The 22,757-nt window shown below is 73.1% G+C and carries 22 protein-coding genes; 8 read left to right on the top strand and 14 right to left on the bottom strand.

What is annotated here, in order from left to right:
* Nucleotides 1–13 precede the first annotated feature (13 nt).
* The 4 genes from ABD993_RS22840 to clpS all read right to left on the bottom strand — a co-directional run bounded on the left by ABD993_RS22840 (nt 14) and on the right by clpS (nt 1,856).
* On the bottom strand, nt 14–583 hold the full coding sequence (locus ABD993_RS22840; protein ID WP_345422055.1) for a DUF3558 family protein: 570 nt from the start codon (nt 581–583) through the stop codon (nt 14–16).
* Nucleotides 580–939: a hypothetical protein gene (locus ABD993_RS22835; RefSeq protein ID WP_345422053.1), complete on the bottom strand. Its 360-nt coding sequence runs from the start codon at nt 937–939 to the stop codon at nt 580–582. Before ABD993_RS22835 ends, ABD993_RS22840 begins: the two co-directional genes overlap by 4 nt.
* A gap of 66 nt (nt 940–1,005) precedes the next feature.
* On the bottom strand, nt 1,006–1,557 hold the full coding sequence (locus ABD993_RS22830; RefSeq protein ID WP_345422051.1) for a DUF2017 domain-containing protein: 552 nt from the start codon (nt 1,555–1,557) through the stop codon (nt 1,006–1,008).
* Nucleotides 1,554–1,856 carry an ATP-dependent Clp protease adapter ClpS gene (clpS, locus tag ABD993_RS22825; protein WP_345422049.1) on the bottom strand — a complete coding sequence of 101 codons (303 nt, stop codon included), beginning with the start codon at nt 1,854–1,856 and terminating at the stop codon, nt 1,554–1,556. The genes ABD993_RS22830 and clpS overlap by 4 nt, the downstream gene beginning before the upstream one ends.
* Before the next feature lie 55 nt (nt 1,857–1,911).
* Between clpS and ABD993_RS22820 the strand changes: the two genes are divergently transcribed.
* Both ABD993_RS22820 and ABD993_RS22815 read left to right on the top strand, forming a co-directional pair.
* A complete protein-coding gene (locus ABD993_RS22820) occupies nt 1,912–3,198 on the top strand; it encodes a nicotinate phosphoribosyltransferase (RefSeq protein WP_345422046.1) in 1,287 nt (428 codons plus the stop codon).
* Nucleotides 3,198–3,749 carry an isochorismatase family protein gene (locus tag ABD993_RS22815; protein ID WP_345422043.1) on the top strand — a complete coding sequence of 184 codons (552 nt, stop codon included), beginning with the start codon at nt 3,198–3,200 and terminating at the stop codon, nt 3,747–3,749. The genes ABD993_RS22820 and ABD993_RS22815 overlap by 1 nt, the downstream gene beginning before the upstream one ends.
* Here the strand turns inward: ABD993_RS22815 and ABD993_RS22810 are convergent.
* A complete protein-coding gene (locus ABD993_RS22810; RefSeq protein WP_345422040.1) occupies nt 3,736–4,602 on the bottom strand; it encodes an AraC family transcriptional regulator in 867 nt (288 codons plus the stop codon). The two genes, ABD993_RS22815 and ABD993_RS22810, sit on opposite strands and share 14 nt — an antisense overlap.
* A 77-nt stretch (nt 4,603–4,679) precedes the next feature.
* Between ABD993_RS22810 and ABD993_RS22805 the strand changes: the two genes are divergently transcribed.
* Nucleotides 4,680–5,459 (top strand): class I SAM-dependent methyltransferase, encoded by a 780-nt coding sequence (locus tag ABD993_RS22805; protein WP_345422037.1) that lies wholly within the window; start codon nt 4,680–4,682, stop codon nt 5,457–5,459.
* A gap of 63 nt (nt 5,460–5,522) precedes the next feature.
* Here ABD993_RS22805 and ABD993_RS22800 read toward each other — a convergent pair whose 3' ends face one another.
* Nucleotides 5,523–6,722, bottom strand: a complete 1,200-nt coding sequence (locus tag ABD993_RS22800; RefSeq protein WP_345422034.1) for a cytochrome P450 — start codon at nt 6,720–6,722, stop codon at nt 5,523–5,525.
* Between the two features lie 107 nt (nt 6,723–6,829).
* Here ABD993_RS22800 and ABD993_RS22795 point away from each other — a divergent pair, with 107 nt between their 5' ends.
* Nucleotides 6,830–7,456 carry a TetR/AcrR family transcriptional regulator gene (locus ABD993_RS22795; protein ID WP_345422031.1) on the top strand — a complete coding sequence of 209 codons (627 nt, stop codon included), beginning with the start codon at nt 6,830–6,832 and terminating at the stop codon, nt 7,454–7,456.
* On the opposite strand, the gene ABD993_RS22790 is transcribed toward ABD993_RS22795, so the two are convergent.
* The gene (locus tag ABD993_RS22790) at nt 7,453–8,322 is read right to left on the bottom strand and encodes a thioesterase family protein (protein ID WP_345422028.1); all 870 of its coding nucleotides are present in this window, start codon (nt 8,320–8,322) and stop codon (nt 7,453–7,455) included. The genes ABD993_RS22795 and ABD993_RS22790 overlap by 4 nt on opposite strands.
* 131 nt (nt 8,323–8,453) lie before the next feature.
* Here ABD993_RS22790 and ABD993_RS22785 point away from each other — a divergent pair, with 131 nt between their 5' ends.
* A complete protein-coding gene (locus ABD993_RS22785; RefSeq protein ID WP_345422025.1) occupies nt 8,454–10,478 on the top strand; it encodes an ATP-dependent DNA helicase in 2,025 nt (674 codons plus the stop codon).
* A 132-nt stretch (nt 10,479–10,610) separates the two neighbouring features.
* On the opposite strand, the gene ABD993_RS22780 is transcribed toward ABD993_RS22785, so the two are convergent.
* From ABD993_RS22780 to ctaD, 3 genes are all read right to left on the bottom strand, one after another.
* Nucleotides 10,611–11,273: a peptidyl-tRNA hydrolase gene (locus ABD993_RS22780; protein WP_425569106.1), complete on the bottom strand. Its 663-nt coding sequence runs from the start codon at nt 11,271–11,273 to the stop codon at nt 10,611–10,613.
* A 128-nt stretch (nt 11,274–11,401) separates the two neighbouring features.
* Nucleotides 11,402–12,634, bottom strand: coding sequence for a phosphoserine phosphatase SerB (gene serB, locus ABD993_RS22775; protein WP_345422022.1), 1,233 nt, complete (start codon nt 12,632–12,634; stop codon nt 11,402–11,404).
* On the bottom strand, nt 12,635–14,389 hold the full coding sequence (gene ctaD / locus ABD993_RS22770) for an aa3-type cytochrome oxidase subunit I (RefSeq protein WP_345422020.1): 1,755 nt from the start codon (nt 14,387–14,389) through the stop codon (nt 12,635–12,637).
* Between the two features lie 191 nt (nt 14,390–14,580).
* Here ctaD and ABD993_RS22765 point away from each other — a divergent pair, with 191 nt between their 5' ends.
* Nucleotides 14,581–15,081, top strand: a complete 501-nt coding sequence (locus tag ABD993_RS22765) for a GNAT family N-acetyltransferase (protein WP_345422019.1) — start codon at nt 14,581–14,583, stop codon at nt 15,079–15,081.
* On the opposite strand, the gene ABD993_RS36860 is transcribed toward ABD993_RS22765, so the two are convergent.
* From ABD993_RS36860 to ABD993_RS22745, 3 genes are all read right to left on the bottom strand, one after another.
* Nucleotides 15,082–15,654 (bottom strand): helix-turn-helix domain-containing protein, encoded by a 573-nt coding sequence (locus ABD993_RS36860; protein WP_425569110.1) that lies wholly within the window; start codon nt 15,652–15,654, stop codon nt 15,082–15,084.
* 193 nt (nt 15,655–15,847) lie between these two features.
* Nucleotides 15,848–16,654, bottom strand: a complete 807-nt coding sequence (locus ABD993_RS22750) for a PIG-L family deacetylase (protein WP_345422013.1) — start codon at nt 16,652–16,654, stop codon at nt 15,848–15,850.
* A gap of 3 nt (nt 16,655–16,657) precedes the next feature.
* Complete coding sequence (locus tag ABD993_RS22745) at nt 16,658–18,460, bottom strand: AAA family ATPase (RefSeq protein WP_345422010.1); 1,803 nt, start codon at nt 18,458–18,460, stop codon at nt 16,658–16,660.
* Nucleotides 18,461–18,587: 127 nt separating this feature from the next.
* Here ABD993_RS22745 and ABD993_RS22740 point away from each other — a divergent pair, with 127 nt between their 5' ends.
* Nucleotides 18,588–20,135, top strand: a complete 1,548-nt coding sequence (locus ABD993_RS22740) for a benzoate-CoA ligase family protein (protein ID WP_345422007.1) — start codon at nt 18,588–18,590, stop codon at nt 20,133–20,135.
* Nucleotides 20,136–20,297: 162 nt separating this feature from the next.
* Nucleotides 20,298–21,338: an alpha/beta fold hydrolase gene (locus ABD993_RS22735; RefSeq protein ID WP_345422004.1), complete on the top strand. Its 1,041-nt coding sequence runs from the start codon at nt 20,298–20,300 to the stop codon at nt 21,336–21,338.
* Nucleotides 21,339–21,404: 66 nt separating this feature from the next.
* Here the strand turns inward: ABD993_RS22735 and ABD993_RS22730 are convergent, their stop codons facing one another.
* Nucleotides 21,405–22,538, bottom strand: coding sequence for a macrolide family glycosyltransferase (locus ABD993_RS22730; RefSeq protein WP_345422001.1), 1,134 nt, complete (start codon nt 22,536–22,538; stop codon nt 21,405–21,407).
* Nucleotides 22,539–22,757 lie beyond the last annotated feature (219 nt).

The raw sequence follows: 22,757 nt of genomic DNA, 5'->3' as shown, positions 1-22,757 counted from the left end.
GTCCCTCCCCGTGTCACCGACGTGCGGCGATCGCATCGATCACCTGCCCGGCCGTGCTCTCCGCCGCCTCGCACGACCGCACCGGGCGGTCGGTGGCCTGGGTGCTGTACTCGACGGTGAACAACTGGTCCCGGGCCAGGACGACATAGATCGTGCAGATGCTGGAGTCAGGTGGGTCCTCCCTGGCGGCAGGCTGACCTCGTAGTTCGAACTCCTCGAAGAACGGTGCGGCGTCACTCGCCGCGTAGAGGAGGTCGACGGCGTAGTCGCTGTTCACGATCAACGTCATCTTCTCGTAGCGATCCGCTGACCTCCAGCGACATGAGCTGGCGACTCGGTCGCTGCTGTCTTCCGCCGAGGCCGGGTCCATCCGGACGGCCACGAGTTGCTCGCTGGAGAGAATTGCACAGGCCGAGATGCCGGTCGCGTCGATCTCGCGCGGAAGGTCCGGCACCGGACGACCCGCAGGGGGCTGAGTGGGCTGTGGGGATTCGACACGCACGGGCGAAGGTCCTGCACAAGCCACCAGTCCGCTGAGAACGGCGACGAGCCCCACCCCGAGCCGATGCTGAATCGCCCTCATGCGCGGGAGGAGCTGGCTCGATCGACAGCCTCGTAGCCGGCGATCTGTTGCTCGAGTGCCACCATCCCGGCCAGCAGATCCTCGTGCCAGCGGCGGAGGTAGTAGCGGCCGGCGAAGATCATGCGGTTCGCCTGTTCGGCGGCGTTCCGGCTCACCACATCGGCACCCGGCGCCTGGATACTCGGCAAGGCGAACCGGTCACGAAGGTCAGAGAGCTGATCCGCCGCAGCCCTCAGCTGCCGCAGCGCCTCCCGGGCCTTGTCCAGGTCGATCACCATCGCCCCGCCCGCGGTGGGGACGTACTCCTCCCGCGCGGAGTCCAGCAGGCGCCAGTAGCCGGGCCCGGGTGTGGTCACGCGCCGATGATCTCAGCGGGACCCCCACGAATCCCAGAGATCCGCGAAACCGTTCGCGATCGTGAATCAGAGCAGCTGGGAGCGGGCCTGGACCAGCGAGTCCTGCACGAACGTCAGCCAGTGGTAGACCCCGAGGTGCGGCCCCCTCGGGTCGTCCTCCGGGAAGCTCTCCGGGGTGTCCTCCGAGACGTCCAGGGCCGTGCCCAGGGCCAGCCGGACGTCGTTGAGCGCGGCCAGCCACTCGTCCGCGTGCTCGACCGACAGCTCGACCCGCCCGCCCCGCGGCGGCAGCCCGGCGAGCAGCGTGTCCGCGGCACTCCGCTTGGCCTCGATCAACGCGGGCTCGTGCAGCGAGCGCAGGCCGGCGGCGAGGTCCGCGTCCTCCATGGTGAAGTCCGGCAGCAGCCGGGCCAGGACGCGGTCGTCCGGCCGGGTGGAGGGGCCGGTACGGATGCCCGTCAGCTCGGCCAGCTCGTCCGCGGGGGACTCGGCCACGCGCCCGTCCAGCATCTGCACGACCTCGCCGACCAGCCCGCGCAGGACCGTCGACTCCTGCTCCTCGAGGGTCGCCACGAGCTTGGCCCGCGCACCGCGCCCGGACTTCTTCCAGCCGTTCACGTGCGCTGCATGGTGGCCCAGAGACCCGCCGCGTGGAGCTTCGCGACGTCTCCCTCCACCTTGTCCTTGTCCCCGCTGGAGACGGCGGCCTTGCCCTTGTGGTGCACGTCCAGCATCAGCGCGGTGGCCTTCGGCTCCGGGTACCCGAACACCTTCTGCAGCACGTAGGTCACGTAGGACATGAGGTTGACCGGGTCGTTCCACACGATGGCCTGCCAGGGCGTGTCGCCCGTGATCTCCGTATCCGGGTCGACGGCAGGGTCCACCCGCGTGGCGGGCGAGCTCAGCGGCGCGGACATGTCTCCATGGTGACACGCTCCCCCACACGCGCAGAACGCCGCATAGGCTCCCCGCATGAGCGGCAACGGGAGCACTGCGCTCCTCACCGACATGTACGAGCTGACCATGGTCGCCGCGGCGCTCGCCGACGGCACCGCGGACCGCCGGTGCACCTTCGAGCTGTTCGCGCGGCGGCTGCCGGACGGACGCCGCTACGGCGTCGTCGCGGGCACCGGCCGGGTGCTGGAGTCCTTGCAGGACTTCCGGTTCGGAGACGCCGAGCTGTCCTCGCTGGAGGGCGTGCTGGACGAGCGGATGCTCAAGTGGCTGGCCGACTACCGCTTCTCCGGAGATGTCGACGGCTACCCCGAGGGCGAGCTCTACTTCCCCGGCTCCCCGATCCTGACCGTCACCGGCACCTTCGCGGACGCCTGCGTCCTCGAGACCCTCTTCCTGAGCATCCTCAACCACGACAGCGCGATCGCCTCGGCGGCCGCGCGCATGGTCACCGCCGCGGGGTCCCGCCCGATCATCGAGATGGGCGGGCGGCGCACCCACGAGCAGGCGGCCGTCGCCGCGGCCCGCGCGGCCTACCTCGCGGGCTTCGCCACCACGTCGAACCTGGAGGCCGCCCGTCGCTACGGCGTCCCCGCCGCCGGCACGGCCGCGCACGCCTGGATCCTCCTGCACGACGACGAGCTGGAGGCCTTCTCCGCGCAGGTCGAGGCCCTGGGCACGGACACCACCCTGCTCGTGGACACCTACGACATCCGGCACGGCATCGAGCTGGCGATCGAGGCCGCGGGGCCGGAGCTCGGCGCGATCCGGATCGACTCCGGGGACCTCGGCGTCATGGCCCACCAGGCCCGCGAGCAGCTGGACTCGCTCGGCGCGGTGAACACCCGGATCGTGCTCTCCGGCGACCTGGACGAGTACGCCATCGCCTCGCTGCGGGCGGAGCCGGTGGACTCCTACGGCGTGGGGACGAGCGTGGTCACCGGGTCCGGGGCGCCGACCGCGGGCATGGTCTACAAGCTCGTCGAGGTGGACGGGCGGCCGGTGGCGAAGCGCTCGTCGAGCAAGGAGTCCCGCGGCGGGCGCAAGTCCGCGCTGCGCCGCTACAAGCCCACCGGCACGGCGGTGGAGGAGGTCGTGCACCCGGCCGCCAGCCCGCAGCAGGTCGGCCCACACGACCGGGTGCTGCCGATCCCGCTCGTCCGCGGCGGCGACACCCTGCCGGACCTGCCGACGCTGGAGGAGGGCCGCGAGCGGCTGCGCCAGGCGCTGGTGTCGGTGCCGTGGGAGGGCCTCAAGCTGTCCAAGGGCGATCCCGCGATCCCGACCGTCTTCCCGGAGGCGTGATGGCGCGCGGCCTGATCATCGTCGACGTCCAGAACGACTTCTGCGAGGGCGGCTCGCTCGCCGTGGCCGGTGGGGCCGCGGTCGCGGCCGAGATCTCCGCGCAGGCCCGCAGCGGGGAGTACGCCGCCGTCGTCGCGACGCGGGACTTCCACGTCGACCCCGGGGACCACTTCAGCGACACCCCGGACTTCGTGCACAGCTGGCCGGTGCACTGCGTGGCCGGGACGCCCGGGGCGAGCTTCCACCCGTCGCTGGACGTCGCGCGGATCGAGGCGGTGTTCGACAAGGGCCAGTTCACCGCCGCGTACTCCGGCTTCCAGGGCGCCGAACCCGGGCACGCGACGCTGCAGCAGTGGTTGCACCACAAGGGGATCGACGCCGTCGACGTGGTCGGGATCGCCACCGACTACTGCGTGCGGGCCACCGCGCTGGACGCGCTGGGGGCAGGCCTGGCCACCCGCCTCCTGCCGGACCTGTGCGCGGGCGTGGCCCCCGAGTCGACCGACCGGACCCTCGTCGAGCTGAAGGAGGCCGGGGTCATCCTCCGCTGACGCGCCACTCCGTGGGCGTGCGGCCGTGCGCCGCGCGGAACCGGCGGACGAAGTAGCCGGGATCGCGGTAGCCCACCCGCCCCGCGATCTCGGCGACCGTCGCCGTGGTGTCGACCAGCAGCCTGCGCGCCTCCCGCATGCGCCGTTCCGTGATCCACTGCTGGACGGTGCGGCCGGTCGCGCGGCCGACCACCGTCGTCAGGTGGCCGGGGGTCAGCCCGACGGCGGCGGCCACGTCCCGCAGCGAGATCGGCTCGGCGAACCGCTCCTCGACGACCGCGAAGACCTGCGCGACGACGGGGTCGACCTGCCCGCGCCCGTCGACGCCGAGCCTGCCCAGCCGCACCAGCAGCAGCGTCAGGTGGGCGCGGGCGGCCTCGACGTGGCCGTCGCGGCGGGCGGTGAGCTCCTCCTGCAGCTCGGCGAAGGTGCGCAGCCAGGCCGCGCGCTCCGGTTCGGGCACCGGGATGCGTTGCGCCCCACCGCGGAGCTCGCCGACGAACGGCGCGAGCAGCGGGTGCCCGCGCCAGGAGACGAGCGCGGCCGCGGCCGCGGGATCGACGGCCGCCGCCGGGAAGAACACGTTCCAGAGGTCCGCCCGCACCCGCGGTTCGGCCGGACCCACCACGGCACCGGGCGACACCACGAAGGCGTCCCCCTCGCCGAGCTCCCAGTCCCGGTCGTCGACGCGGCGGTGCACGGTGCCGCTCACCACGTAGAACAACGCCAGGAAGTCGTGGGCGTGGGCACCGGCGAAGGGCCGCGTTCCGGAGGCGCCCCGCCACACCGTGACCGCGGTGCTCCCCAGCGCGCCGTACTCGACGAGCGGCACACCCGAAGAACGTCCACCCATCGCCACAGATCGTCCCTTGTCCGCAGGTCAACCCCGGACGAACCTAGCAGTGCACCCGAAATTCGTACGGAGGACTCGTGCCGAAGGACTTCCTGCCCGCCATGGGCACACCGGCCATGCTGCCGTTCTACGACCTGTTCGGCCGCGCGGCCGGGATCGACACGGCGTACTGGCAGCTGGTCGCCCAGGCCGGGATCGCCCCGGGCTCCCGGGTACTGGAGATCGGCTGCGGCTCCGGCAACGTGCTGCTGCTCGCCGCCCGCGCAGTGCCCGACGCCCTGTTCACCGGCCTCGATCCGGACCAGGACGCCCTGACCCTCGCGGCGAAGAAGGCCGCGGAACTGGGCGCCACGATCACCTTCGAGCAGGGGTACGCCCAGCAGCTGCCCGCGGCGGACGGGTCCGTGGACCGGGTGCTGTCCTCGCTGATGCTCCACCACCTGCCCGCCGAGGACCAGGCCGCGGCGCTGCGCGAGGTGCACCGGGTGCTCGCGCCCGGCGGCAGCCTGCACCTGGTCGACCTCGACCACGATCCGCGCAGCGGCACCCCGCGCAGCCCTCTGCACCTCGCGATGCGCGGGGTGCACGCGGTGCTGGCGAAGCTGGGCCGGGCGGAGCCCCGCGGTCATGGGCACGGCGATCGGGCGCACCCGGGTCACACGCCCACCGAGCACGCGCCCGGCGCGCACCCGACCGGCGAGCAGCACGGCCACGGGCACGGGCACGGGCACGGCCACGGCGGGCCTGCGCGCCCGGTCACCGACCTGCTCGCCGAGGCCGGGTTCGCCGAGGCAGTCCTCCTCGGCCGTCGCCCGACCCGGCTCGGCCCGCTCAGCTTCTACCGCGCCGAGCGCTGACCAGCACAGCAGCCTGACGCCTCCGTGCGGGCAGAACAGGGGGCGGCCGGGTGCCGAAGGTGCTCACCAGGTGACCGGCAGCTCCGTCACCCCGCCGGTGATGTGGCCGGTGCGCACGTCCAGGTCCTCGACCTCCGTCGCGAGCCGGAGGCCGGGGAGCCTGCGGGCCAGCGTCGAGAACACCGTGCGCAGCTCCACGCGGGCGAGGCTGGCGCCGATGCAGAAGTGGGCGCCGTGGCCGAACCCGAGGTGCGCGCGCTCCGGGCGGTCCGGGTCGAACTCCTCGGGAGCCGAGAACGCCCCCGGATCCCGGTTGGCCGCGTTGATCGACAGGATCACCGCGTCCCCGCGGTGGATCTCCGCACCGGCCAGCGAGACGTCCTCGTGGGCGTAGCGCAGCAGCCCCAGGTCACCCGGAGCGCCGAGACGCATGATCTCCTCGACGGTCGCGTTCACCCGGCCGTCCGGGTCGGCGACGAGCTCGTCCCAGTGCTCCCGCCGGGTCCCGAGGAACAGCGTCCCCAACCCGATCCGGTTGACCGTCGTCTCGTGCCCGGCGAAGAGCAGGCCCACCGCCAGCCTGGTCATCTCCGAGTAGTCGAAGGTCTCGTCCGCCGCCTGGGCGGCCACTAGGTCGGAGATGACGTCCTCGCCCGGGTTCGCGCGCTTGGCCTCGGCCAGACCCGCCATGTAGCGGCCGAACTCGGTGCGCGCCTCGACCGCGCCGGGCGCCGCGGACGCCATCCGCCCGGACAGCGCGCGGAACAGCGGCCCGTCGGACTCCGGGACGCCGAGCAGCGCACAGATCACCGCGACCGGCACCGGGAGCGCCAGCAGCTCGTGCAGGTCGACCACGGGATCGGTCTCGTGCGCGGCGACCATCCGGTCCACGCAGCCGTCGACCAGGGCCTGGACGTCCGCCTCCAGGCGCAGCATCCGCTTGGCGGAGAACGCGGGCGTGAGCAGCCTGCGCATCCGGGCGTGGTCGGCGGCCTCGGTCTCGTAGCTGCCGCTCGGGCCCTCCTGGACCGCGGCGGTGGTGATCCGCGAGGCGCGCTCCGGATCGGGGTGCGAGCGCCCGAACCGCTTGTCCCCCAGCAGCTGCTTGACCTCGTCGAACCGGGTGACGAGCCAGGCGGGGTCCCCCGCGGGCGTCGTCACCGCGGCGACGGGTGTCTCGCGACGCAGCGCCTCGTAGACCGGGGCGAGCTCGAGGACGTTCGGGCGGGCGAAGGGGAGCCGACGCTCTTCCGTGGTGGTCAACGGAGATCTCCTTTCGGACCGGTCCCTCCGACGGTAGGCATTGTTGGCAGATACTGCCACTTAAAGCATCGATAGTGTCCGGACAGAAGCGACAGACGGGAGGAGCGGTGCAGGAGACCCGGCGCGGCCGCCCGCCGCTGAGCACGGAACAGCGCGACCGACAGCGCCTGGAGATCTCCCGGCACGCCGTGCGGCTGTTCCGGGCCCAGGGCCTCGCCGCGACCTCGGGGGCGCAGATCGCCGAGGCCGCCGGGGTGTCCGAGCGGACGGTGTGGCGCTGGTTCCGCGCCAAGGAGAGCTGCGTGGAGCCGTTGCTGCGCAGCGCGGTGGCGGCCTTCGACGAGGTCCTGCGCACCTGGCCGCCGGACAGGGACCTGCTGGACCACCTGCGCGGCGAGTACCGGCTCGGCGGGGACGGCGAGGTGGCGGGCGGCGAGGTGGAGGACGTGCTCGCCGTCGTCCGGATGACCGCGCGCGAACCGGCGCTGCGGGCGGTCTGGCTGCTGGTGCAGGAGCAGGCCGAACCCCTGCTCACCGAGGTCTTCGCGCGCCGCCTGGGTGTGCCCGCGGACTCGGTGGAGGCCCGCACCAAGGCGGCCGTGGTCAACGCCGCCCTGCGGATCGCCACGGACGACCTCGCCGCCGCGGCCGCCGAGATCGGCGCCCCCGCGGCCGCCGAGGCGCACGGGGAGCGGCTCTCCGAGATCCTGCGGATCGCGGCGGGCCCGTTCTAGCCGCGCATGCGGAAGGGTTCGAAGGCCGCGGTGAGGTCGATGTCGCGGCCCTCGGCGTCCGCGGTGCGGACGGCGCCTGCGGCGTCCGCCAACCCCACGCAGGTGTGGCCGTCGAACAGGCCGGCCTCGTAGGCCACGGCGCCGTCCGCGAGCTCGCGCACGCCGACCCGCAGCTGGTAGATGCCCGGGTAGCGGACCTCCGCGAGGTACTCCACCGTCAGCGAGCTGGGGGCCAGCCCGTCCAGCGGGCCGCCGACCGGGTAGCCGAGGACGTCCGTGTGCAGCTCGGCCAGCCCGTCGAGGTACCAACCCGCCAGCGTCACGTTGTTGACGTGCCGGTTGGTGTCGATGTCCCCGAAACGGGTCCGGACGTCGTAGCGGAAGGGGTAGTTCTCCCGGACGAGCCTGCTCTCGGCGTAGCTGCTGCGCTCGGCCGGGACGCTCTGCGGCAGCCGCAGTCCCTCCAGGGCGGCGCGGGTCGCGGCGGGGATCCCCGTCGGCTTGCCGCGCTCGACGTAGACGCAGGTCGCGGCGCCGGTCGCCACCAGCTCGTCCCCGCGGAAGACGCCGTAGGTGTCGCTGAACGACGAGGTGCCCACGCGGGTGACGGCGTGCCCCACGCGGTAGTCGTCCGCGATCCGCAGCGGCGCGTGCACGTCCACCCGGATCGACACCACGAGCGTCCCGGCCTCGGCGGATGCGTCGGCGAAGACCGTGCGGTACAGCCGGATCCGCGCGTCTTCGAACCAGCGGACCAGGGCCTCGCGGCCGACTCGGCGGCTGGGGTCCAGGTCGCTGTAGCGCGGGGTCACCTCCAGCACCATCGGGTACTGCGCGGCCTCGGGTCGGGTCTGCGTGGACGTCACCGCACCATGGTGCCCTGCCCCACCCGGCTGAGCTGCACCGATGGGCGGAGATCACGTTGTGGGCCGCCGCTCCCGGCGCGGGATCGGCGGTTCCCGCCGGATGTGTCGGGCCGGGCGGCTATCGTCGGCCGGTGCCCGCCGCTCCCGTGAGGACCTCCGACCTGCCCGGCGTCGCCGAGCTGCTCGAGGTCGCGGTCACCGCCGTGGGCGGGACCCGCCGCGAGGGCCAGGACGCCATGGCCCAGGCGGTGCGCAAGGCACTGTCCTCCGGCGAGCACCTGGCCGTGCAGGCGGGCACCGGCACCGGCAAGTCGCTGGCCTACCTCGTCCCCGCGATCCGGCACGCGATGGCGCGGGACACCACGGTCGTGATCTCCACGGCCACGATCGCGCTGCAGCGCCAGCTCGTCGACCGGGACCTGCCGCGGGTGGCCAAGGCCCTCAAGGCCTCGCTCGGCAGGGAACCCACGTTCGCCATCCTCAAGGGCCGCCGCAACTACCTGTGTCTGAACAAGCTGCACGGGGACGACACGGCCGAGCCCGAGGACGACCAGCTGTTCGACGCGTTCGCGATCTCCTCACTGGGCCGCAACGTCAAGCGCCTGCACGACTGGGCCTCGGACACCGAGACGGGCGACCGGGACGAGCTGGTCCCGGGCGTGCCGGACAGCGCGTGGCGGCAGGTCTCGGTCACCGCGCGCGAGTGTCTCGGGGTGTCGCGCTGCCCGGTCGGGGAGGACTGCTTCGCGGAGAAGGCGCGCGGGGAGGCCGGGCGGGCGGACGTCGTCGTCACCAACCACGCGCTGCTGGCGATCGACGCGATGGGGGACGCCAACGTCCTCCCGGAACACGACGTCGTGGTGATCGACGAGGCCCACGAGCTGGTCGACCGGGTCACCGGAGCCGCCACCGGGGAGCTGACCGCGGGCACGGTCGGCGCGGCCGCGCGGCGCTGCGCCAAGCTCGTCGAGGACTCCCTGGCCGACCGGCTGGCCGAGGCGGGCGAGGGCCTCGGGATGGTCCTTGAGGACCTCCCGCCCGGCCGCTGGGAGACCATCCCCCAGGCCGCGACGGGCGCGTTGACCGTGATCCGGGATGCCGCGGGCATGTGCCGCCAGGCGCTGGGCTCGGAGCGCAAGGAGGACCCGGAGGCCGCGACCGGCCGCAAGCTCGCCCTCGCGCTGCTGGACGAGGTGTCCGAGAACGTCGTCCGGGTGCTGAAGACCTTCGAGGAGGCGGACCCCGCCAAGCGGTACGACGTCGTCTGGCTGGCCGAGCAGGGTCCGGACGGCGCCCGGCACAAGGTCCTGCGGGTGGCGCCGCTGTCGGTCGGCGGGCTGCTGCGGGAGCGGCTGTTCGCGCAGAGGACCACGGTGCTGACCAGCGCCACCCTGGCCCTGGGCGGCTCGTTCGACGCGCTGGCCCGCCAGTGGGGGCTGCCCGCCTCCGGTGGGGACTCCGCGGACCCCGTCCGCGACCCGGACGCACCGAGGTGGAAGGGCCTGGACGTCGGGTCGCCGTTCGCGCACGAGCGCAGCGGCATCCTCTACGTCGCCAAGCACCTGCCGCCCCCGGGGCGGGACGGGCTCTCCCCCGCCCACCTCGAGGAGATCCAGGGTCTGGTCGAGGCCGCGGGCGGGCGCACGCTGGGCCTCTTCTCCTCCATGCGCGCCGCCAAGCAGGCCACGGAGGCCTTGCGCGGCAAGCTCTCCGTCCCCCTGCTGTGCCAGGGGGACGACTCCACGATGCTGCTGGTCAAGCGGTTCGCCGAGGACACCGAGACCTGCCTGTTCGGCACCCTGTCACTCTGGCAGGGCGTGGACGTCCCCGGCCCCTCGCTCAGCTGCGTGATCATCGACCGGATCCCGTTCCCGCGCCCGGACGACCCGCTCGTCGCCGCCCGGCAGAAGGCGGCGGACTCCCGCGGCGGCAACGGGTTCCTCACCGTCTCCGCCACCCACGCCGCGCTGCTGCTGGCCCAGGGCGCCGGCCGGTTGCTGCGCGGCAACGACGACCGGGGCGTGGTGGCGATCCTGGACTCCCGGATCGCCACCGCCCGCTACGGCGGCTTCCTGCGCGCGTCGCTGCCGCCGTTCTGGCAGACCACGGACACGGCGAAGGTGCACGCGGCGCTGAGCCGCCTGCGGGACGCCTGAACCCCTCGGCAGGGGCGGCCGTCGGCGCGTCTGACGCGGCCCCACGGATCCACATCCCCGCGAGTCCGACACCACCGCGCCCGAGTCCGACACCACCGCGCCCGGTGACGACCGTCTCCGCGCCCGTCGACCTCAGCCCGCCCGGCAGGTGACGGTGCCGGGATCGACCTCGGTGAAACCGGCGTCCCGGACGGCGACCGCGTCCGCGCGTGCCTCCAGCTCCGCCCACAGCGCACGGTCCCGGCGGACGGAGAAGCGCGGCGCGTGGGTCCAGCCGCGGACCGCGCCGAGGATCATCGAGGCGTGCCCGACCTGGGCCGCGGCCTTCCCGACGGTCATGTCGACGTCCGGGTTGAGCGCGATGACCGGTGCCCGCGCGGGCCCCGGTGAGTCCGCGGGCAGCTCGGTCCCGCCGATCTGCAGCCGGGACACGATCTTGGGTACGGCGTCCACCGGGCCGGGCAGCAGGGCCCTGGCCTCCGCGCCGTCCACCTCGACGGTGACACCCGGCAGCTCCTGCACCGCCGCCCAGTGCGCGCCGCGGGCGCGGCGGGCGATCTTGCGGATCCGGCCGTCGATCCAGAGCCGCAGCGGCTCCTCCCACTCCGGCTCCGCGTCCGTGCACACCGCCAACGCGGCCTGCGCCGCCGCCTCCAGGAGCGCGGTGCGGCTGGGCGGGGGCTCCCGCTCGATCCGCAGGACGACGGGCATGGCCCGCACGATCCCGTCCGCCTCGGGCGGGATGGAGGTGGGCGCCGATCCGTACCGTGCGGCGAGCACGTCGAGCACCGACACTCGGGGACCCCAAGCGTCGGTGCGTGGTGCTTGGGGACCCCGAGCGTCACCCGACCCCGACGCTCGGGGACCCCGAGCGTCACTCTCTGACGCTTGGGGTCCCCGAGCGTCGCCGGGCAGGGCAGCGCTCATGCGATCGGGACGCGCCTCAGCACGCCCTCTTCGGCGTCCGCGCTCTCCACCTCGTCCCGCGTGATGCCCAGCACGAACAGCACCACGTCGAGGTAGGGCAGCGAGAGCGCGGTGTCCGCGATCTCCCGCAGCGCGGGCTTGGCGTTGAACGCGATCCCCAGCCCCGCGGCGGAGAGCATGTCGATGTCGTTCGCGCCGTCCCCGACCGCGACCGTCTGCTCGATCGGGATGCCGTGCGAGTCGGCGAACCGGCGCAGCGCCACGGCCTTGCCCGGCCGGTCCACGATCTCCCCGACGACCCGTCCGGTGAGCTGCCCGTCCACGATCTCCAGGGTGTTGGCGGCGCAGAAGTCCAGCCCCAGCTCGTCCACGAGACCCGCGATGACCTGTGTGAACCCACCGGACACCACGCCGCAGCGGAAGCCGAGCCGCTTGAGGGTGCGGATCGTGGTGCGCGCCCCGGGCATCAGCTCCAGCTCGGCCGCGACCTCGTCGATCACGGTGGCGGGCAGGCCCGCCAGCGTGGCGACCCGGGCCGTGAGCGACTCCGCGAAGTCCAGCTCACCCCGCATGGCCGCCTCGGTGATCGCGCGGACCTGCGCCTCGGCGCCGGCGCGGGCGGCCAGCATCTCGATGACCTCGCCCTGCACCAGCGTGGAGTCGACGTCGAAGGTGATGAGCCGCTTCGACCGCCGGGCGAGCCCGACGCGCTCCACGGCGACGTCCACGCCCGCGTCCCGCGCGACCTCGACCAGCTTGGCGCGCAGGGTGCCGTGCGGCTGCGCAGGGTCGTCCGGATTCGGCGAGACCTCGAGCTCCAGGCCCGTCACCGGGTAGTCGGCGACGCGGCGGATGGAGTCGATGTTCGCCCCGACGTCCGCCAGAGCCTGCGCGACCATCCCGAAGGCACGCGCCGTGATCGGCCGCCCCAGCACGACGACGGCGTGTGTCGACTGCCGCCGCACGTCCGTGTCCCCACCCAGCGTGGTGTGGACCTGCATCCCGATGCTGTGCATGGCGGCCTCGACGGCCTCCTGCAGCTCCTCCGGGTCCCCCGCGACCGCGACCAGAGCACCCAGGGTGAGCCTGCCGCGGATCACGACCTGCTCGACGTCCAACAGGTCGACCGCGTGCCGGGTCAGCACGGTGAACAGGACCGAGCTGACGCCGGGACGGTCCGGCCCGGTCACCGTGACGAGCACGGACGACCGGGCCCGGCCTTGCGACATCTAGCGGGACTTGGGGTCGTCGTCCGGCTGCTCTTCCTTGCCGACGGCCTGGGTGAGCATCTCGGACGGCGCGGCGTGCCCGCCGACGTGTGCCTCGGCCCGGGCCCGCTCGACGAGGTGCGGGTAGTGCAGCTCGAACGCCGGGCGCTCCGACCGGATCCGGGGCAGCTCGGTGAAGTTGTGCCGCGGGGGCGGGCACGAGGTGGCCCACTCCAGCGAGTTCCCGTGGCCCCACGGGTCGTCCACGGTGACCACGCGGCCGTAGCGGTAGCTGCGGAAGACGTTCCAGATGAACGGCAGCGTCGAGGCGCCCAGCACGAAGGCGCCGATCGAGCTGATCATGTTCAGCGTGGTGAAGCCGTCCGACGGCAGGTAGTCCACGTACCGGCGCGGCATGCCCTCGTTGCCCAGCCAGTGCTGCACCAGGAACGTCATGTGGAAGCCGATGAACGTGGTCCAGAAGTGGAACTTGCCCAGCGTCTCGTCCAGCATCCGGCCGGTCATCTTCGGGAACCAGAAGTAGATGCCCGCGTAGGTGGCGAACACGATGGTGCCGAAGAGGACGTAGTGGAAGTGCGCCACCACGAAGTACGTGTCGGAGACGTGGAAGTCGATGGGCGGGCTGGCCAGCAGCACGCCCGTCAGGCCGCCGAAGAGGAACGTGGCGAGGAAGCCGACCGAGAACAGCATCGGCGTCTCGAACGTGAGCTTGCCCTTCCACATCGTGCCGATCCAGTTGACGAACTTGATGCCCGTCGGGATGGCGATGAGGAACGTGGTGAAGGAGAAGAAGGCCAGCAGCACCGCGCCCGTCGCGTACATGTGGTGCGCCCACACGGCGACGGACAGGGCCGCGATGGCGATCGTGGCGTAGATCAGCGTCTTGTAGCCGAAGATGGGCTTCCGGGAGAAGACCGGGAAGATCTCCGAGACGATGCCGAAGAACGGCAGCGCGACGATGTACACCTCGGGATGGCCGAAGAACCAGAACAGGTGCTGCCAGAGGATGACCCCGCCGTTGGCCGGGTCGAACACGTGGGCGCCGAGGTGCCGGTCCGCCGCCAGCCCGAACAGCGCCGCGGTGAGCACCGGGAACGCGATCAGGATCAGCAGCGCGGTGACGAAGATGTTCCAGGTGAAGATCGGCATCCGGAACATCGTCATGCCGGGGGCGCGCATGCAGACGATGGTCGTCACGAAGTTGACGCCACCGAGGATGGTGCCCAGACCACCGACGGCCAGACCCATGATCCACAGGTCGGCACCGGCGCCGGGCGAGCGGATGGCGTCGGACAGCGGGGTGTAGGCGAACCACCCGAAGTCCGCGGCGCCGCCTGGGGTGAGGAAGCCGGAGAGCACGATCAGGCCGCCGAACAGGAACAGCCAGTACGAGAAGGCGTTCAGCCGGGGGAACGCGACGTCCGGCGCGCCGATCTGCAGCGGCACGATGTAGTTCGCGAAGCCGAACAGGATCGGCGTCGCGTACAGCAGCAGCATGATCGTGCCGTGCATCGTGAACATCTGGTTGTACTGCTCGGAGCTGAGGATCTGCTGCCCCGGGCGCGCCAGCTCCGCACGGATGAGCAGGGCCATCGCCCCGCCCGCCATGAAGAAGCCGAAGGACGTCACCAGGTACAGGATCGCGATGTCCTTGGGGTCCGTCGTCCTCAACATCTTGAGGAACACCGAACCCTTGCCCGGTCGATGCGCCGGGTACGGGCGCGTCTCGATCGGCTTGGGCGCGACGGCTGTCACTGTGCCTCCTGCACTGGCCTCGTGGTGGGGCAGGCCCGAACTGTATCTCCCGCACACCGGCCCCCACGTGATCGGGCAGGCGTGCATGGGCATTGTGCTCTACGGAGGGTAGAACGCCCAACCGCGGGGGGCCAGACTCACGCCCGATCGGGCACCATGAACGCTCCCGTCGCACCCGCAGGAGCGCCCCCGTGTCCGACCACTACCGGCTCACCGAGGTCCGTCCGCTCACGATGGAGCAGGTCACCACGTTGATCGAGGACCCGGACGCGTTCCCCGCGCGGTACGGCCTGCGGCTCGCCGAGGGCTACCTCGCCTTCCCCGAGGCGCTCGCCGCCACCCGCGAGGCGCTCGCGGGCGGCACCCCGCCCGAGTGGTTCAGCCATCTCATCGTCGATCCGGAGGCCGGTGAGGTGGTGGGCCTCGGCGGGTACACCGGACCGCCCCGGGACGGCGCGGTCGAGATCGGCTACAGCGTGGCCCCCGGCAGACGGGGCCGCGGCCACGCCACCGCGGCCGCGCAGACCTGGGTGGCCACGGCCCACGCCCGCGGGGTCCGCCGGATGCGCGCCCACACCCTCGCCGAGGAGGGCCCGTCCACGGTCGTCCTGCGGCGCTGCGGCTTCACCCGCGTCGCGGAGCTCCAGGACCCCGAGGAGGGCGCGCTCTGGCGCTGGGAGCTGACGCTCTGATCACCCCGCGAGCCGCTTCGCCGGGTCCGGTGGGGCCGCGCCCGCGGCGACCAGGGCGTCCGACCAGGCGTCGAGCTGCTTCATGATCGGCTCCAGATCCGGCCCGACCGCCTCGACCACCGACCGTTGCATGGCGTCCGTCCGGGCCTCCAGCTCCTCTCGGAGCCGCAGCCCCGCGGGGGACAGCAGGTCGCCGTCGAGCAGGCCCTGCTCGCGCAGGTCGGCGGCGCCGGCCGCGATCCGCTCCGCGGGCCAGCCCCGGGTCGCGGTGTAGGCGCCCAACGGGTAGCCGCAGTAGAGCTCGGTCAGCACGTTCATCTGGACCGGGTCGAGACCCGCCACCGCGCACACCGCGAGGTGCGAGTCGCCGCGGTGCTCGCGCAGCAGGTGGCAGGCGTGCACCAGCGCGGCGAGCGGGTCGGTGGGCCGGGGCTCCGCACACAGGTCCGGCGAGAACACCCCGAGGGCCGCCACCGCGAGCTCCAGAGGCGGGCCGCGGGGCTCGTCGCGCCGGACGACCTCCCGCTGCTCGAGGAGGCGGTCGAGGTCGGCGACGGGCTGCCGCTGGAGCAGGCCGAGTCCCTGCTCGCGCTCGGTACCGCCCTTCGCCGCTGCGGACGTCGGGTGGAGGCGAGGGCCCCCCTGCGCCGGGGACTCGACCTCGCGCTCGGCTGCGGCGCCGGAGCCGTGGCGGGTCGGGCCCGGGCCGAGCTGGTCGCCGCGGGCGCCCGCCCGCGGCGGTTGCGGACCAGCGGGGCGGACGCGCTCAGCGCAGGGGCAGGAACAGGTCGGTGAACAGCTCCGGAGCCATGCTCGGCGGATCGGAGACGATGTAGAACTCGGTGCCGAAGCCCAGCGCGAAGATCGGGTCCGGCATGGCGAGCATGAAGTGGTCCGGGCCCATCTGGCTGGCGTGGCAGCGCATCGACGCCCGCTTCTGCTCGGTGAAGTCCACCGCCTCGACCCGGTGCGTGATCTCCGCCTCGGGCTTGCCGAAGGTGGGCGGCGGCACGTTCTCGGGCATGTCCCAGCCCTCCGGCGTCTCCCCGGAGTCCCGGAGCCCCTGCATGCCGCGGAGCATCCAGTCCCGGTTGATCGTCTGCTGCGCGACGACAGGGACGGCGGACAGCTCGGCGGCCCGCTTGCCCACCCGGTGGACCTGGATGTGGTCCGGGTGGCCGTAGGCGCCGTTGTCGTCGTAGGTGGTGAGGACGTCCGGCTCCTCCTCGTCGAGGATCACCGCGAGCCGCTTGGCGGCGTGCTCGACGGACGCCTGCCAGAAGCAGTACCCCGCCTCGTTCGACGGCTCACCCATCATCCCGGAGTCGGTGTAGCCCAACCACTCCACCCGCGCGGCACCGAGCACCTTCGCGGAGTCGAGGCACTCCTGGGAGCGCCGCACCGAGAGCTGCTCGCCGTCCGCCAGCACCCCGGGCACGGGCTCGCCGAGCTCGCCCCGGGTCGCGAAGACCACCACCACCCGGTGCCCGGCCTTGGCCGCCTTGGCCAGGGTCCCGGCGGTGGCGATCGACTCGTCGTCAGGATGAGCATGGAAGCTCACGATGGTGCCCACGACTCAGCAGAGTATCCGGGTCAGTGCCGGGGCGATGTCGGTGAGCCTGCGGACCTCCTGGTAGCTGCCGCCACCCCGCGCGGCGAGCGCTCGCCCGGCCTTCTCCGACTCCTCGTCCGGCAGCGGGCTGAGCACGTGCAGGCGGTCGATGCCGCCGAGCGCGGTCGCCGGGTCGTCGCCGGAGGTGTGCAGGCAGTCCGAGAGCAGCACGACCAGGCGTTCGTCCGCCACGGTGCCCGCGAGCTGCGTCGCCGCCTCCCGCAGGGCCGCGGCGACGTCCGTGGTCCCGTGCCCGCGCAGCGCGACGAGCTCGCCCACCAGCTCGTCCGGCGGCCGCCGGACCCCCTGGCGCTGCAGCGTGCGGACCGACGAGCCGAACGCGAACACGCCCGGCTCCAGCTTGCCCTCCGACGCCAGCACCACACCCGCCGCCGACACCGAGGCCAGCGCCACCGCGAGCCCCTGCATCGACCCGGAGATGTCCACGATCAGGGCGACGGCCCTGCGGTGCGCGGTCCACTGCCGCGTGACGAACTCGTGCGGCCGCTGCGCGCTCGGCTGCCAGCGCTCCACCGTCCGGTCGAGGTCGAGGTCCCCGTCGCCGCCCAGCGACGCCGAGATCCGCCGGGTCCCACGCGCCTTGGCGGGCCCGACCCTGCCGAGCTGCAGGAACACCCGTCCGGCGAGCTTGCGGGCCTGCGCCCGCAGGTTCACGTCCGTGGCGACGGCGAGGTCCGCGAGCAGGGCCGCGGCCGCCTCGGGGTCCTCGGCCAGCGCGGCGTCGAAGGCCTGCTCGTCGAGCTGCCCGACCTCCGGCGAGACGTCCTCGAACCGCTCGTGCCGCGCGCCCAGCTCGCCGCGGCCCATCGTGCGCTGCCCTCGGCTGGGCGAGGGCTTGTCCCGGCCCGACCGGCCCCCCGCGCTAGGCGGAGGGCCGTCGGCTTTTCCCGGATCGGTCTCCTTCTCGGACGGCTCGGGGAGATCCTCGGGCCAGAACCGGTCCAGCAGCTCGTCGATGATCGACTCGGGGGTGCGGTCCAGCCCGTCGGTCACCTTGATCCGGCCGGAGAGCGCGGCGTGCGCGGCGTCCCGGGCGGTCTCGCGGGCGGGCTTGTCCTCGCCGCGGAGCTCGGCGAGCCCGGTGAGGACGTGGGCCAGGTCGATCGCTCCGCGCACCGAGGACCCCATCCGCAGGTCGCGGTGGTCCCGGGTGGCCCGGGTCAGGCTCACGGACAGCTCGGTGACCCAGCCGTTCACCCCGCTGACCGACGTCGTGATCTGCCGCTCGGCGGGCTCGTCCTGGTAGCCGAGCACGACCCGGCACATCCGGTCCGCGATGGCCTGGCTGACCCGCGCGGTGCCCACCGCGTCGAACGGGTTCATGGCCGCGATCAACCGGAACCCCGGCTCCGCGGTGACCGTGCCGAGCCGCGGGACCGCGATCTCGCCCTCGGTGAGCACGGTGATGAGGACGTTGAGCGTCTCCTCGGGGACCCGGTTCAGCTCCTCCAGGTACAGCAGCCCGCCGTCGCGCATCGCCGTGATCAGCGGGCCGTCGAGGAAGCTGTCCGGCTGGTAGCCCTCGTTGAGCACCAACGCCGGGTCGAACGAGCCCACCAGCCGGGCCGGCGTCAGCTCCGCGTTGCCCTCGACGAACACCACGCTCTTGCCGACGTCTCGCGCGATCGCCCGCAGCAGCGTCGACTTCCCGGTGCCCGGAGGGCCCTCCAGCACGACGTGCCTGCCCGTGGCCAGAGCCACGGTCAGCACCTCACGTTCCCTGCGCAACCCGACGACCGCGGTCACTGGCACCTCCTTCGGTTCCTCTGATCAGTGTGTAGCACAGCGGCGAGCTGATCTTCTACGACTCGTTGACGCCGCGTGATCGCGCTGTAGAGTTCGACGGACCCGAACCGGCACAGGAGCCACGACCATGGGTGAACTCTTCAACGCTGCGGAGTACCTGACCGAGCGCCGGGTGTCGGCGGGCGACGGCACCCGCACCGCGGTCCACCACCCGCGGGGCACCCTCACCTACGCGGAGCTGGCGGCCGAGGTCCGACGGGTGGCGGGCGGCCTGGCAGGCATCGGGGTGCGCCCCGAGGAGCGGGTCGTCCTGTGCATGGCGGACGACGTCGAGCTGTTCACGGCCATCCTCGCCACCATGCACCTCGGCGCGGTCGCCGTGCCCTGCTCCACGATGCTCACGGGTGCGGAGCTCTCCGTGCTGGTCACGGACTCGCGGGCACGGGTCCTGATCGGCAGCCACCAGTTCGCCGAGGCCGTACACACCGCCGCCGCGGCGGCCCCGGACCTGCGCCACCTCGTCCTCGCGGGCGCGACGCCGGACTCGCCCGCCGTCGAGTGCCTCACCTGGGAGGACATGCTCGAGGCGGGTCCGCCGGTGGACGCCTACCCCACCTGGGACGAGTCCCCCGCGCTGTGGCTCTACACCTCGGGGACCACGGGCAAGCCCAAGGGCGCCATGCACCGGCACGCCGACATCCGGTACGTCTGCGAGACCTACGGCCGCGAGGTCCTGGCCATCCGCCCGGACGACGTCTGCCTCTCGGTCGCCAAGCTCTTCTTCGCCTACGGCATCGGCAACAGCATGTTCTTCCCGCTGTCCGTCGGGGCCTCGACGGTGCTCGAACCCGCCCGACCGGCACCTGACCTGATGGCCAGGAGCATCCGCGAGCACGGCGTCACGCTGTTCTACGCCGTGCCGAGCTTCTGGGGCCCGCTGCTCGCCTCCGACCTCCCCGACGACGCGCTCGCCGGTGTCCGGCAGGGCGTGTCGGCCGGGGAGACGCTGCCGGCCCGGATGTTCACCGGCATCCGGGACCGGTTCGGCGTCGAGATCCTCGACGGCATCGGGTCCACCGAGGCCCTGCACATCTTCATCTCCAACCGGCCCGGCGCCGTCGTGCCCGGCAGCAGCGGGTTCCCCGTGCCCGGCTACGAGATCGAGCTGCGCCGCACGGACGGCACGGTGATCACGGGCACCGACGAGTCCGGGATGCTGTGGATCTCGGGCGACTCGATCTGCACCGGCTACTGGTGTCGCACCGCGGTGAACCGGCAGGTCTTCCAGGGTGAGTGGATGCGCACCGGGGACCAGTACGTGCGCAACGCGGACGGCTCGCTCACCTGCCTCGGCCGGGCGGACGACGTGCTCAAGGTGGGCGGGATCTGGGTGGCACCCGCCGAGGTGGAGTCCCGGCTGCTGGAGCACCCGGCGGTGGCCGAGGCGGTCGTCGTCGGGGTGCCGGACGAGGACGGGCTGGACAAGCCGGTCGCGTACGTCGTCCCGCGCGACGGGGCGGTGGTCGACCCGGAGGAGGTCGTGGCCTTCTGCCGCGCCGGGCTGGCCGCGTTCAAGCGGCCGCGCCGGGTGGTGGTCGTCGGCGAGCTGCCGAAGACCGCCACCGGCAAGGTGCAGCGTTACCGGTTGCGGGAGCGGGCGGCCGTCCCGGCCTGAGCGAGCAGCACGCACCCGATCCCGAGCGGGACGCCGTGGGCGATGCGCAGTTCCGGTCCGAGGAGGAACTGCGGGAGTCACGAGCAGTGCTCTCGTGCATCGGTCCGACCGCGGCGGGGCGCCTCTTGACCATGGGCGCCGCCCGCCAGCACGATCCGCGTCATGACACTGCTGCCCGGGGTGCGGTCCGCCACCGTCGACACCGACCGCCTCCGCATGCACTACCTGGAGGCCGGAACCGGCCCGACGCTCGTGCTGCTGCACGGCAACCTCTCGACGGGCCGGTTCCACGAGCACCTCATGCCCGCACTCGCCGCACGGTTCCGGGTGCTCGCCCCGGACATGCGCGGCTTCGGCGACACCGAGCCCAAGGCGCTCGACGCCACCCGCGGCCTCGGCGACTGGGCGGACGACCTGCACGCCCTGCTCGGCGCGCTCGACCTCTCCGAACCCCCGCACCTCGTCGGCTGGTCGACCGCGGGCGCGGCGATCGCGACCTACGCCCGGCAGTGGCCCGTCGCCTCCCTGACGTTCCTGGACCCGGTGTCCCCCTACGGCTACGGCGGCGTGTTCGCCGACGGCACCCCCGCCCACGCGGACTACGCCGGCTCCGGGGGCGGCGGGGCGAACCCCGAGGTGGTCGCGCGGATCGACGCGGGCGACACCTCCGCCGACAGCCCCTTCACGGTCCGCAGCATGCTGCGCGCGCTGTACTGGTCGCCGTCGTTCACCCTGCCCGCGGAGCGCGAGGACATCCTGGTCGCGGAGGTCCTCAAGACCCTGACCGGCCCGGACGGCTACCCGGGCGACGCGACCTCCTCGCCGAACTGGCCGGGCGTCGCCCCCGGCACCCGCGGCATCCTGAACGCCCTGTCCCCCAAGTACTGCCACTGGGCGGACATCGTGGACCTGGACCCGAAGCCCCCGATCCTGTGGACGCACGGCACCGCGGACCTGGTGGTCTCGGACGCCTCACCGCTGGACTTCGGCGTCCTCGGCGCGGGCGGGGTGGTCCCCGACTGGCCCGGCGCCGACGTCTACCCGGCCCAGCCGATGGTCACCCAGATCCGCACGGTGCTGCAGGAGTACGCGGCGCGGGGCGGGAGCGTGCGGATGGAGATGTTCGAGGGCTCGGGCCACGGCCCCCACGTCGACGCCGCCGACGCCTGGCTCGCCGTCCTCCAGGACTTCCTCCCCTCCTGATCTCGACGTCCGACTCACGCGCGAGTCCCCCACTTCCGACGTCCGAGTCGGACCTCGGGTGGGGGCTCAGGGCAGGAGGGTCTCCACGTAGTCCGCCGCCGCGCCCGCCCCACCCTCTGCCCGGACCCGGTCCCGCAGCTCCGCGCTGCGGGCACGCACGGACTCCGTCTGCGACCACTCCAGCGCCGCACGCAGCTCGTCGGGTGTGGCGTCCGTGCCCACCCGCCGCGCGACGCCGAGGCCCTCCAGCGTGGCCGCGTTGCCGAACTGGTCGACGGCCTGCGGCACCGCGATCATGGGAACGCCCTGGTAGAGCCCCTCGGTGCAGCCGCCCATGCCGGCGTGGGTCACGAACAGCGAGGCCCGCCCCAGCACCGCGAACTGCGGCACCCACCGGTGCAGCTCGACGCCCGCGGGCACCGGCCCGAGGTCCGCCGGCGTGACGTGGTCGCCGTGCGCGATCACCACCCGCCACCCCAGCGGCGCGAACGCCTCCGCGCAGGCGCGGTAGAGCTCGGGCTGGTCGGTGTAGGCCGACCCGAGCGACACGAGGACCAGCGGGGCGTCTGCGGCGGGCCACTCACCCCCGCGCCGGTCCAGTGCGGGTCCCGTGAACCGGTACCGCCCGGGATCGACGCGGTCGGCGAAGGGCTGCATGACCTCGGGGATCTCCACCAGACAGCGGGCGGGCCGCCCGGTGAAGTCGTCCGGGGTGAGCCCGATGTCGTGCGCGTGGAGCCAGGCCGCGAACCGGGCGAGGTACGCCTGGAACGCGGGCTCCCGCCGGAAGGCCAGGTCGTCGGCGAGGTCGGTCTCGAACCCCTCCCACGCGACCATCGCCGGTGAGAGCTGCACGTGCGGGATGCCGTGCCGCTCCGCGAGCGCGTGGCCCGCGTAGCCGCCGATGTCGTAGAGCACGAGGTCGGGCCGCAGGTGCTCCACCTGCGGGAACACGTGCTCCAGCTCGTCGAGGAACAGGGCGGTGCCCGCGATCGGGTCCGCAGGCCACGGTGCACCCGAGGTCGGCGTCACCGACTCGACGACGAACGGTTCGGCACCGGCCTCCGCGACCGTCTCGGCGAAGTCCGCGGGGATGACCCAGCGGACGGTGTGCCCGCGGTCGACCAGCTCGGCGACGACGCCGAGGTGCGGGTTGGTGTGTCCGTGCGCGCCGACGCCGGACATGAGGATGTGGGACACGCTGTACTCCTGGGAACGAGGTGACGGGGGCAGCACGACCCGCCCGCCGGAGCGGCGGGTCGTCGGGGCTCGTCAGCCGTAGAGGAGTTCCAGCAGCACGCAGCCGACGCTAGCCGAGACCGACGGGGGGCCACCACGAATTTCGCGCCGCCGGGCGTCCCCCGCCGCCGGGCGTCCCCCGCCGCCCGGCCGGCGTGCGCGGGTGATGAGTGATCGCGC

This window comes from Pseudonocardia xishanensis (genome assembly GCF_039541715.1).
Lineage (GTDB): Bacteria > Actinomycetota > Actinomycetes > Mycobacteriales > Pseudonocardiaceae > Pseudonocardia > Pseudonocardia xishanensis.
This window is presented reverse-complemented; position numbering and strand designations above follow the sequence as displayed.